This is a genomic window from Anaerococcus murdochii, from assembly GCF_019957155.1.
In the GTDB taxonomy this organism is placed as follows: domain Bacteria; phylum Bacillota; class Clostridia; order Tissierellales; family Peptoniphilaceae; genus Anaerococcus; species Anaerococcus murdochii.
Genome location: NZ_JAIPME010000002.1, coordinates 410387 through 422956, shown reverse-complemented (window position 1 = coordinate 422956; position 12570 = coordinate 410387). Strand labels below are relative to the sequence as shown.

The 12570-nt window shown below is 36.4% G+C and carries 10 protein-coding genes; 9 read left to right on the top strand and 1 reads right to left on the bottom strand.

Annotated features, from left to right (window positions below; all coding sequences use genetic code 11):
- The first annotated feature begins 13 nt into the window (after positions 1–13).
- The 5 genes from K8P03_RS02310 (at position 14) to K8P03_RS02290 (ending at position 8436) form a co-directional block, all read left to right on the top strand.
- Positions 14–784, top strand: a complete 771-nt coding sequence (locus K8P03_RS02310; protein WP_223418012.1) for a gamma-glutamyl-gamma-aminobutyrate hydrolase family protein — start codon at positions 14–16, stop codon at positions 782–784.
- 395 nt (positions 785–1179) lie between these two features.
- Entirely contained in the window at positions 1180–5433 is a 4254-nt protein-coding gene (locus K8P03_RS02305) for a 2-hydroxyacyl-CoA dehydratase (RefSeq protein ID WP_223418010.1), read from the top strand.
- A gap of 207 nt (positions 5434–5640) precedes the next feature.
- Positions 5641–6909, top strand: a complete 1269-nt coding sequence (locus tag K8P03_RS02300; protein ID WP_223418008.1) for a Glu/Leu/Phe/Val family dehydrogenase — start codon at positions 5641–5643, stop codon at positions 6907–6909.
- A 77-nt stretch (positions 6910–6986) separates the two neighbouring features.
- On the top strand, positions 6987–7520 hold the full coding sequence (locus K8P03_RS02295) for a transposase (RefSeq protein WP_223418005.1): 534 nt from the start codon (positions 6987–6989) through the stop codon (positions 7518–7520).
- Positions 7521–7602: 82 nt separating this feature from the next.
- A complete protein-coding gene (locus K8P03_RS02290; protein WP_263285017.1) occupies positions 7603–8436 on the top strand; it encodes an IS3 family transposase in 834 nt (277 codons plus the stop codon).
- Positions 8437–8555: 119 nt separating this feature from the next.
- Here the strand turns inward: K8P03_RS02290 and K8P03_RS02285 are convergent, their stop codons facing one another.
- Positions 8556–9239: a DUF554 domain-containing protein gene (locus tag K8P03_RS02285; RefSeq protein WP_223418003.1), complete on the bottom strand. Its 684-nt coding sequence runs from the start codon at positions 9237–9239 to the stop codon at positions 8556–8558.
- A 274-nt stretch (positions 9240–9513) separates the two neighbouring features.
- Here K8P03_RS02285 and K8P03_RS02280 point away from each other — a divergent pair, with 274 nt between their 5' ends.
- Genes K8P03_RS02280 through K8P03_RS02265 form a run of 4 tightly spaced genes read left to right on the top strand, consistent with a single transcriptional unit; the run spans position 9514 to position 12511 of the window.
- Positions 9514–9729: a helix-turn-helix transcriptional regulator gene (locus K8P03_RS02280; protein ID WP_223418000.1), complete on the top strand. Its 216-nt coding sequence runs from the start codon at positions 9514–9516 to the stop codon at positions 9727–9729.
- Positions 9716–10438 (top strand): DUF3169 family protein, encoded by a 723-nt coding sequence (locus K8P03_RS02275; protein ID WP_223417998.1) that lies wholly within the window; start codon positions 9716–9718, stop codon positions 10436–10438. Before K8P03_RS02280 ends, K8P03_RS02275 begins: the two co-directional genes overlap by 14 nt.
- Positions 10435–11319, top strand: a complete 885-nt coding sequence (locus K8P03_RS02270) for an ABC transporter ATP-binding protein (protein ID WP_223417996.1) — start codon at positions 10435–10437, stop codon at positions 11317–11319. Before K8P03_RS02275 ends, K8P03_RS02270 begins: the two co-directional genes overlap by 4 nt.
- The gene (locus tag K8P03_RS02265) at positions 11312–12511 is read left to right on the top strand and encodes an ABC transporter permease (RefSeq protein ID WP_223417995.1); all 1200 of its coding nucleotides are present in this window, start codon (positions 11312–11314) and stop codon (positions 12509–12511) included. Before K8P03_RS02270 ends, K8P03_RS02265 begins: the two co-directional genes overlap by 8 nt.
- The last annotated feature ends 59 nt before the right edge of the window (positions 12512–12570 follow it).

The window sequence follows — 12570 nt, the reverse complement described above, 5'->3', positions numbered from 1 at the left end:
AGGAGGGCTTTTTATGAGGAAATTTTTACGATTTATTAGAAATCTTATCTTGCTTGGGGCTCTAATTGTTGGTATTTTTATTTTTATAAAATCAAATAAGAAAAAAGTGTTGGTAATTGGCACTAGCCAGACAATTGGGGCTACTTACTATGAAATTGCAAATTCTTATAATTATGAAATCCATATATTAACCGGGGTCCAGACAAATAAAGACGCTTCTAGGGATATCATTAAAAGTGTGGACGGGGTAATATTTGCAGGTGGTGACGACTTTGATCCTGCCCTTTACGGATCGGATGCCTATGACCTTGTAGAAACCTATTCGACAGACCAGGACAGGTCTGACCTTGAGCTTTTAGGCCTAGCTATTGAAGAAGGAAAGCCTATTTTAGGTATTTGTAGGGGTATGCAACTTATAAATATCTACTACGGGGGCAGTCTCTACGAGGACTTACCAAGCCAATTTGGGACAAGTATTTCTCACAGGGATGGTTCAGATGGTTTTACCTATCATATGGTAAACTTTAATGGGTCTTCGAGGATATATGAAAAATTGGGCGGACAAAAGTCTAGGGACGTCAATTCCATGCATCACGAGGGCATAAGGGATATGGCAAAGGGTTTATTTGCCACAGCAACAAGTGATGATGGCCTAGTCGAAGCCATAGAAAATCCCTACTACGATTCCTATATGATGGGCGTCCAGTGGCATCCGGAATACAGCCGGGGAAAATTTGATGAATTAACGAAAATAATTTTTGATGATTTTAGTAAGGCCTTATAATGATTTTTTAATTTATAGGCAAGAAATTTTAGTAAAAATAAGTATGAAATTTATAAACAAAGACAAGATCCAGTCAAATGACTGGGTCTTTTTTAGTTATGCTATAAAGAATAACTATTGTATAAAAATTAAATTATAGTGTGAATAACAACTAATAAAGATTTTTAAAAAACAATAGATTCTTATTTTGTAAAGTTAATTTTACAGTTGGCGATAATTTGAAAATTAGCTATATATCTATGATGTATGGGCTTTACTTTATTTAATCAATGGTATAATATAAGTACATTTACCCTAGTAAATCGGGTGGATATAAAAAAATATTAAAAATTTATTTAAAGTTATTACATAAATATAAATAATTAATATTATTTATTCGAATAGAGAGGGAGAATATGGACTTACATATGGGTTTAGACGTTGGTTCTACAACAGTTAAGCTGGTAGTGACTGACGACTCATTTAATACAATATATTCTGTATATACTCGTCACAAGTCGGATGTGAGGGAGACTGTAAAAAAGGTTCTGGCTGATGCTAGAGACAAATTCAAGGACGACAGACTGACTGTGGCTGTGACAGGCTCTGGCGGTATGTTTCTTGCCGACCTAATTGAAACTGACTTTGTCCAAGAAGTTATAGCAGAAACCAGGGCAATCAAGGAATTTATCCCAGAAACTGACGTTTTAATTGAACTTGGGGGCGAGGATTCTAAAATTACATATCTTTCTGGTTCTGTAGAACAGAGGATGAATTCGATTTGCGCAGGTGGTACAGGCGCTTTTATAGACCAGATGGCATCCCTTCTTGATACTGACGCTTTGGGCCTAAATGACCTAGCAAAATCTTATCAAAAAATTTATCCAATCGCTTCAAGATGCGGGGTTTTTGCCAAAACCGATATCCAGGCTCTGATGAACCAGGGTGCTACAAGAGAAGATATTGCTATTTCAATCTTCCAATCAGTTGTCAACCAAACAATTTCAAATCTCGCTTGTGGTAGGCCAATTAGGGGTAATGTCACCTTTTTGGGTGGACCTTTGCACTTCCTTCCTGCCCTAAGAGACCGTTTTATAGAGACTCTTGGCCAAGAATTTAATAAGTTTTATATACCAGAAGACGCTGAAGTTTACGTTGCCAAGGGGGCTGCGATTTTATCAAGCGAAGATGGAAAATTTGCTTCGATTACAGACCTCATAGAAAAATTAAAGACTAGCGAAAAAGTTGAAATAGAAGCCACAAAAAGGCTTGAACCACTTTTTGAATCGGAAGAAGAATACAAAGAATTCAAAAAAAGACATAAGACTTCTAAAATTAAATACAGGGATCTTGCGACCTATGAAGGACCAATCTATGTTGGACTTGACGCAGGATCTACAACTTCAAAGATGGTTTGGCTCTCAAAAGACATGGAAATTCTCCTTGATGATTATAGGATGAATCTAGGTAATCCTCTTGAAGTCTGCATTGACATGCTAAAAGACGCCTACCAGAAGAAAAATCCCAAGGCCCACATCGCTTCATCTGGGATTTGTGGATACGGGGAAGATTTTATAAAAAATGCCCTCCACGTTGATAATGGAGAGGTTGAAACAATTGCCCACTACAGGGCGGCGAGATTTTTTAATCCCAACGTCGACTTCATCCTAGATATTGGTGGCCAGGATATGAAGGCCATGCACATCAGGGACGGGGTTATTGACTCTATCCAGCTAAATGAGGCTTGCTCTTCTGGTTGTGGGTCATTTTTATCAACCTTTGCTGCATCAGTTTCTATGGATGTAAAAGAATTTCAAGAAGAAGCTATCAAATCAAAGAAGCCCGCAGACCTTGGTTCTCGTTGCACAGTTTTTATGAATTCCAAGGTCAAACAAGCCCAAAAAGAAGGCGCAGAAGTGGCAGATATAGCCGCCGGCCTTTGCTATTCAGTAATTAAAAACGCCATCCAAAAGGTAATTAAAATCAGAGATCCAAAGACCCTTGGCAAAAATATAGTAGTCCAAGGCGGCACTTTTTATGGAGATGCCATCCTTAGGGCCTTTGAAAAATTATCAGAAAGAGATGTCACCAGGCCTGAAATTTCAGGGCTTATGGGGGCTATGGGTATGGCTCTTATTGCCAAGGATAGGTCTACAGGCACATCTAAGCTTGCAGGTCTAGCTGACCTTGAAGATTTTTCCTACGAACAAAAATCAGCTAGGTGTGGCCGTTGTACCAATAACTGTGCCCTAATAATTAATATTTTCTCAGACGGTAGGAAATACATAACCGGAAACAGGTGCGAAAGAGGTGCTGGGGTCAAGCTTGATAAGTCCAAAGACGACCTTAATATGTACAAATTTAAGTACGACCTCCTCTTTAATAGGGATACTCTTGGATCTAAGGCCAGGTTTGGAAGAGTTGGTATTCCAAGGGTTTTAAACATCTACGAAGACTATCCATTTTGGCATAAATTTTTTACTTCCTTAGGCTTTGATATAGTCTTATCCGACAAGTCATCTAGGGAAATTTATGAAAAGGGTCTAGGTTCGATTTCATCAGAAACTGCCTGCTATCCAGCAAAACTCGTTCATGGCCACATGGAAAACCTAATTTCAAAAAATCCAGATTTGATTTTTTATCCAGCAGTTTTTTACGAATACAAACAGTATGACAAGGCCAAAAACCATATGAATTGCCCAGTTGTGTCTGGTTATCCAGATGTTATTGAAAATAATGTTGATGGCCTAAAGGATATTAAATATCTTTTTCCTTATATTTCTTTTGAGAGCGAAGAGATTATCAAAAAGAGAATGGTAGAAGTTTTTGATGGTTATGATTTTGAGGGTAATATTTTATCAAAAAATCATATCGAAAACGCAGTAGAAAAAGCTTGGCAGGCCCAGCAAGCCTACCATGATGCAATAAGGCTAAAGGGCAAGGAAATAATAGATTTGGTCAATAAAAAGGGCCTAAATGCCATAGTTCTAGCCGGTAGACCTTACCATATAGATCCAGAAATCAACCACGGCATAGGAGATTTAATCGAGTCCATGGATATACCAGTTCTTTCCGAAGATGCGGTCGCCTATAATCTTGATGATTTAAACGAAAAACTCAGGGTCCTTGACCAGTGGTCCTACCACGCAAGGCTTTATAGGGCAAGCGACTATGTGGCAAAAAATAAAAATCTCCAACTAATTCAGCTAAATTCCTTTGGTTGTGGACTTGATGCGGTGACAACCGACCAAGTTGAAGATATTCTAAAATCAGCTGGGAAAATTTATACACTTTTAAAAATTGACGAAATTTCAAATCTTGGAGCAGTTAAAATCAGGGTAAGATCCCTACTTGAGGCCCTAAACCAGAAAAAACTCGAAGGCATAGACTTTGAAGTCCAATCCCTAGATAAGGCCTATGATTTCAAGCCTTTCACCAAAGAAATGCGTCAAGATGGCTATACAATTCTTGCCCCACAAATGGCAAGAGAACACTTTAGGATTATGGAAGGGGCCTTCAAAGATTCTCCTTATAAGATTGAGTTTTTGAACAAAATCGACAAGGACGTTATAAATGAAGGCCTCAAATACGTAAACAACGACTCTTGCTATCCGTCAATTACAGTCGTAGGCCAGATGCTAGAGGCAGTTAATTCCGGCCGTTACGATACAGATAAGATTGCCCTTTTGATGACCCAGACAGGAGGCGCTTGTAGGGCATCAAATTATGTTGGCTACATCAGAAAGGGACTAAAGGATGCAGGCTATCCAAATATCCCAGTAATAGCCCTATCTGCCCAGGGAATTGAGAAGAGTCCAGGTTTTGACCTATTAAGCTTCAAAAATATTCCTTTGATGAAAAAAATGCTAAGTGCGATTTTATTAGGAGACCTTTTAAATAGGGTGGCCAACGCAACCAGGCCTTATGAAATCGAAAAAGATGCCACAAATAGGCTCAAAGAAGCATGGATACAAAGACTTACCGAAGAGATAAGGACTATGGATAGGCCAAAATACAGAAAGGCCATCAAGGATATCGTAAAAGATTTTGATGAAATTCCTGTTTGCCACAAGGAAATTCCAAAGGCAGGTATAGTTGGGGAAATTTTGGTGAAATTCCTCCCAGAAGCCAACAACCACCTCCAAGACGTCCTTGAAGCGGAGGGGGCTGAGGTGATTGTTCCCGACCTTACAGACTTTTTCCTCTATTGCTTTAAAAATGCAGAATTAAAGAGAGATTTTTACGGCAAAAGCCCTGTAAATGCGACTCTTGCCCGAATGGGAATTGTCCTTATAGAAAATTTCAGAAAGCCAATCAGAAAGGCCCTCAAGGAAAGTATCCACTTTGACGAGCCAAAATACATTGATGGAATATCAGATCTCGCAAGCGAAGTCACAAGTCTCGGCAACCAAGCCGGTGAGGGTTGGCTTTTAGCTGGAGAAATGGTTGAGCTAATCGAATCTGGTGCACCAAATATTGTCTGCATCCAGCCATTTGGATGTCTTCCAAACCATATTACCGGTAAGGGTGTCATGAAAAAAATTAGAGAAATCTATCCAGAAGCAAACATAGTAGCAATCGACTACGACCCAGGTGCCAGTGAGGTAAACCAGGTAAATAGGGTCAAACTCATGATGGCAGCAGCCAGGGATAAGATAAAAGAAAATTAAAAAGCTGGTCCTAGGACCAGTTTTTTTGTGAAGAAAAATTGATTGATGGACCCGCTATACAGACGCAAATACCTAATTGTCTTTGGAAAAACTTATAAGAAAAAATAAGGATAATTAAAGATAAAAATGATAAAAAATTATTTTTCTGTTAGCAAAAAAGGTGTATAATACTTTAGAAATTTAATTAGCAATTAGAAAGAAGGCAATATGACAAAAGCTTACGATCAATTTATAAATCTACAAAAGAAATTAAAGGAAGTTTCAGACCTTGCAGGTTTTTCTGAATCTTTTTACAATATTATAAAAGAACCTGAAAGGATAATCGAGGCAAATATTCCAGTCAAAATGGATGATGGCACTACAAAGACCTTTAGGGCCTTCAGGTCTGCCCATTCATCAGCTCTTGGTCCATCAAAGGGCGGAGTGCGTTTTGATGAATCTGTGACCTATGAAGAAGTTAAAGTCCTTTCCACTTTGATGAGCCTAAAGGTAGCTCTACTTGGCCTTCCTCTTGGTGGTGGCAAGGGCGGAATCGTAGTTGACCCTAAAAAGCTTTCAGAAAGGGAACTTGAAAGTCTTTCTCGTGGCTTTGTCAGGGCAATCAACAACTACATTGGACCAAGAATTGACGTTCCAGCCCCAGATGTAAATACCAATGCCAAAATTATGGGATATTTCACTGACGAATACATTGCCCTAAATGGCGGCCGCCACGATATAGGAACCTTCACAGGCAAGTCCACCGACATGGGTGGATCCCTTGGAAGGACTGAAGCAACAGGTTTTGGAGTATACCTCACCATAAAAAAATACTACGAAAAAATCGGCAAGAGCTTAAAAGGAGCAACTTTTGCAATCCAAGGTTTTGGTAATGTTGGCTCTTTTGCAGCGAAATTTTTAGCCCAAGATGGGGCAAAGCTAATCGCTTTAAATTCTAAGGATAAGAGCCAAAAATCAGGTTCATCTGCCATTTACAATCCAAATGGCCTTGATATTGATAAGTTAGAAAAGGCAAGGCAAGAAACAGGGTCTGCCTTAAATATCGATGCAAAGAAAATTTCTAATGAAGAATTTTTTGCCCTAGATTGTGACATATTAATTCCAGCAGCTATGGAAAATGTAATAGATGAGACCAATGCAGGGGAAATTAAAGCTAAACTTGTTGTTGAAGCGGCAAATGGACCTGTGACTGAAGCAGGAGAGGCGATTTTAAATGAGAAAAATATCCCTCTAATTCCAGATATCCTCGCAAACTCTGGCGGAGTTTTAGTAAGTCATTATGAATGGATTCAAAATATAACAGGCTCTTATTGGGACGAAGAGGAAGTAAGAAATAAACAAGAGAAAGATATGTCAAAGGCAATCAAAGAAGTATTTGAAACTGCAGATAAGTATAAGGTAAATTACAGAAAAGCAGCCTTCATCCTAAGCCTTTCAAGAATAGAAAAAGCCCTTAAATTAAGGGGCAGGATATAAATATAACCCCATTTCGGAAATATGAACTGACCCCCAAAAGTTAGACCAAAAACTAACTAAAGGAGGTCAGTTTTTTAATGGCAAAATATAGCACAGAATTCAAAATGAAAGTAGTAAAAGAATATTTAGAATCCAATATCTCATATAGATCTTTATCAGAAAAATATTGTATACCGGATAAAAGTGTAATAAGAAGATGGGTAAATGCATACAAATCACAAGGCTATGAAGGACTAAAAGTAAAAAGAGAAAATACACAATATACTTTGGAATTTAAGTTAAATGTAGTAAACTTGTACTTAACAGGAGAAATGTCCTATCAAAGCCTAGCAAATGAATTAAAGATAAACAATCCATCAATGATGGCAAGATGGGTAATAGACTTTAGACAAAAAGGCATAGAAGGACTGAAATCTAAAAAGAGAGGAAGACCTTCAAAAATGTCAAAGACACAAAAGAGATCAAAAGACTCTAAAACAGAATCATCAGCACAATTAACCAACGAAGAAGATAATTCCTTAAATGAAGCACAACTAAAAGAAAAAATAAAGAAATTAGAAGAAAAAAACTATTGGCTCCAACTAGAAAATGATGCAATAAAAAAAAGATAGAATTGTCTCAAATGACAGATACAGAAATAAGACAATTGCTGAAACAATTGAAGTCTTAAGAAGTAAATACAAACTAAAAGACTTGTTAAAATACTTTAATATTGCCAAATCAACATACATGTATTGGCAAAAACGATTAAATAAACCAAATAAAGATATAGAAATAGAAAAGAAAATACTTAAGATAAGAAAAGACAATCCAAACTATGGCTACAGAAGAATAACAGCTATGTTAAAAAGAACAGGACTAATAATAAACAAAAAGAAAGTACAAAGATTAGTTCAAAAGTTAAAACTTCAAGTAAAAAGCTATTCACGAAAATCTAGAAAATACTCATCCTACAAAGGACAGGTAGGAAAAATATCAGACAACAAAATAAAAAGAAACTTCAAAGTAGAAAAACCATACACAAAAATAACAACAGACACAACAGAATTTAAGTATTTAGAAAAAGATAAAACAGGAACATACCAAATAAAGAAACTCTATCTAAACCCATACCTAGATATGTACAACAGTGAAATACTAAGCTATGAAATATCAAAACACCCAACAATAGAACCAATATTAAAAGCATTAGACAAAGCAATAAAGGTAACTAAAAAAAGTAAAGAAGAAAGAATATTCCACTCAGATCAAGGCTGGGCATATCAAACAAAGAAATATACATCAAGACTTGAAACAAACGGCATCACCCAATCTATGTCAAGAAAAGGCAACTGCTTAGACAACTCACCAATGGAAAACTTCTTTGGAATATTAAAACAAGAAATATATTACGGAAGAAAATTCTATTCATACGAACACTTAAAACAGACAATAGAAGATTTCATAGAATATTACAACGAAGAAAGAATAAAAGAAAAATTAGGATACTTATCACCAATAGAATATAGAAAGAAAAATGCAGCATAAAAATTTCCTACCCCTAGGGGTAGGAAAGAACAAAGAAATACCAGAGCTAGTTTAGTTCTAACTCTGGTATTAGGTCCAACTTTGTGGGGTCACCTTAATAATCCGTAATGGGGTTTTTCTTAAAATAAATTTAAAATTAATCCGATTATAACAGGGATTACAATTGCAGGCAAGGAATTTACCAGCTTAAATTTCACAAGATTAAGCATGGAGAGACCCACAGCAATGATTGTGATTCCACCAACTCCAGAAATATTTGCCAAAATTTCTGGTGTGAGGATTGGAGCGAGAAATCCTGAAAGTAAGGCTATAAGGCCCTCATAGAGGAAGATTACCCCAGCAGAGCAGGCAACACCAATCCCTAGGGTTGTTGATAAAAAGATTGAGGAAAGGCTATCTATGATGGCCTTAGTGTATAAAATTGAGTTGTCCCCGTTGACTCCGGATTCGATAGCTCCAAGGATTCCCAAAGAGCCCACGCAAAAAATTAGGGTGCCAGAAACAAAACCTGTCGCAAAATCATTGTCTTCGCCTTTTATAAATTTATCCTTGAGCATATTGGCAAAATTATTGAGTTTTCCTTCCAGATCAAAGTATTCTCCAATAATAACTCCCAAAATCATTGAAATAAGAACGATTATGACATCACCTTTGAGGGCAGATTCTATACCCAAAACCACAATGGTAAGGGGCAAAAATTTCATAATTGCATCCTTATAGCAAGGCTCTATGTAATTTGCAAGTTTAAGACCAACAAGACCAGATAGAAAAACGGCAATAGCGTTGACAGCGGCACCTAGCATGACTTTCTCCTTAAATTATTATCTATTCTTATTATATGGGAAAAAAGAAAAAATGCATAAAAAATGTAAATATTTTCATTTTATGCATAGAATATGCAAAAAATCCAAGTCGCTTTGATCAAAGCTTTCAAAATGCTTATTTATTTGTTCTTGCTTTGAATTTTAATGAAATTTCCTAGAAACTTATAAGTTTTGAAAAACAATTTGACAAATAAAGTTGTCAGAGTTACAATAATGACAAGAATGGTTGTCAATTATTTTGAAAGGAGGGCGGATGGAACTAAGAAATAACTTGGCGGACTTTAGAAAAAAGGCGGGATATAACCAAGCAGACCTTGGAGGGCTCGTCGGAGTCAGCCGCCAAACCATAAGCCTAATAGAAAGAGGAGATTACAACCCATCTGTGACCGTGGCCCTAACAATCGCCATGGTCCTAGGTGTGGATATTAATGAGATTTTTAGCTTGGAGGAAAGTGATGAAGAAAAATAAGAAAACATTCCTAACTAGCGTACTTTATATGGTTGGATTAGGATTGGTAGTTGGTTTTGGAGTAGGTTTTATTTTTAATAAATTAAATATAGGTGGGCTTATTGAAGTTCTTTCTAGATTTTTAAGCCAAAACATCTTGGTTTTAACTATAGGACTTTGTAGTATATTCGCTGTTTTAGGTTTACATTTTTATATAAAAGCAAAAAAAGAAGTTGAAGATGGCCTGAGGGAAGATGGATTTATAGAAACAAAGTATATAGATTATGCTAATGCAATGAGAGATGCTGGATTATTCAGCCTTTTATCTCTTATAATAATTATTTATAACGAAATGAAAAAAAGTTCTAATCCATTAAAAAATACTTTGATTATACTTGTAATTCTATTTGTATTTACAGCTATAAACTCGATACTGTCTTATCTAACTTATAAACTTGTAAGAAAAATTGAGCCAGAAAGAAAAACCGAGATCTTTGACTTCTTTTTTGATAGCAAATTCATGGCAGAATCTGATGAGAGAGATAAGCTTAAATATTACAAAAAAGGCTACCTTTCTTATAAGAGAATGCTTATGTGCCAATTTGTAATGATAATAATCTTATTTTGCTCAGCCCTTTATGAAAATATAAGCCCAATAATAGCTCTTATTGTTCTAATACCTTGTTTGGTTGGAGTTTTTACAAATGGCTTTGCAGGAGAAAAATCATGATTGAAATAAAAAACTTATCTAAAAATTTTGGAGATTTAAAGGCTCTCGATAATGTGAGCTTTGATGTTAAAAAAGGCGAGCTTTTTGGAGTTATCGGCCAAAATGGGGCGGGCAAATCTACACTTTTTCGCTCTATGATGAATTTCTACGACCATTTTGACGGGGAAATTCTTTACGAAGGAAGGCCAATGGCAGATATTCCCCTAGAAAAAATCGGCTTTCTCCCAGAAGAACGCTCGCTTTCACCAAAGAAAACTATTAGGGAAGAGGTGAAATTTTTCGCAAGGCTCAACCAAATGAGAAACCTTGATGAAAAGACCCTACAAACCTACTTTGACCGTTTTGAAATCAAGGGAAGTCTTGATGATAAAATAAAATCCCTTTCTAAGGGAAACCAGCAAAAGGTTCAACTTTTGGCAAGCCTTATCTATAAGCCAGAATTTCTAATCTTAGACGAGCCTTTTTCAGGGTTAGATCCTTACAATGCCAATCTATTGATGGGGATAATCAAGGAAATCAACAATCAAGGTACAACCATAATTTTCTCATCCCACAACATGGAAAATGTAGAATACCTTTGCGACAGGCTCATCATGCTAAAGAATGGAAAAATTGTCCTAAAGGGTTCACCAAATGAGATTAGAAATTCTTATGAAAAAGCTCTTGTAAAAGTCAGGACAGAAGAGGATTTATCAGAGATTTTCCCTCAATATGATGTTAAGAGAGATGGTAATCTTTGGACAATAAGGCTTGAAAAGGAAGAAGATGGCAGGGGGATTTTTGATAAACTTGTAGAAAAACTTGGCTACCTTGAAATGTTTAGCCAAGAGCCACCAAGCCTAAATGAAATCTTTGCCAGAAAGGTGGAAGAAAATGAATAGAAAATTAATAGTAGCCCTAGACTCTTTCAAAAAACAAATAAAATCACCTGCCTTTTGGGCCATGGTTTTTGTGCCAATCCTTGTCATGCTAGTACCTGTGGGGATTAATTATTTCCTAGCGAAGTCAGATCAGGCCAAGCTTGGCAGTGACGGTCATAAATACCAAATAGTGGCAGATGAAAATATTAGCCCTTTCTTTAAGGGAATGGAAAATGAATATAAACTAGTTTCAAAAGATGCGGCAGAAGATGCCTTAAAGGCAGAAAAAATTGAGTCTTACGGGGAAATTTCTGAATCAAAGGGCCAGGTAAAACTTACTATCGAGACCAAAACCATGGACGGTAAGGCTCTTTCAAAATTGCCCCTTCTTGCAAATGAGATACAAAATGCTATTAACATCAAAAATGCAGGCCTAAATGAAAAACAAATTGGGATTTTTTCGACCAAGGCAGATGTCAAAATCAACCAGCTCGACAAGGGCAAGAGCCTCATGGTCTATGCTTCCTATTTTATCCTTTTGATGTTCATGTATTTTATGCTAATCATGTACTCAAACATCCTAGTCGTTGATATAGCAACAGAAAAAGGTTCAAAGATGATTGAATTTATCTTTTCGTCAGTATCTGCCAAGGACTATTTTGCAGGTAAAATTTTGGGTAATCTCTTTGCCATAATCGTCCATTCGATTTTGTATATAATTTTAGGAGCTATTTCTTATTTTGTCGCAAAATCTAAGGGCCTTTTAGATATGATAAAAATTGACCTAAGCCTTGATCAGAGAAGCCTAATTATAATCGCAGAGATATTTGTATTTATAATTCTCTCACTTTTGGCCTATATGATAATTGCCGCCATGCTAGGATCTCTTGCCAGCAAACAAGAAGATGCATCCAAGGTTGCAACACCTCTTATGGTCACAATCATAGCAGCCTTTATGGTAGCCATGATTTTTATGAACCGCCCTGTGAATTTATTTGTAAAAATCGCATCCTTTATCCCATATATTTCCGTATTTTTCATGCCTTTGAGGTTGATAAAGGCAAATGCAGGGATCATGGAAGGTGGGATTTCTATAATGATTTTAATAGGAAGTCTCTATATTTCATACATCCTAGCATCTAAGGTTTATAAAAAACACATCTTAAATTATTCGGCATCTTCGTTTTTCACTAAGAAAAAGAAAAGAAAATAAAAATTAAAGGAGCTTAGGCTCCTTTTTTGTAAAAAATTTTTCTAAAGCAGGATAAAAAA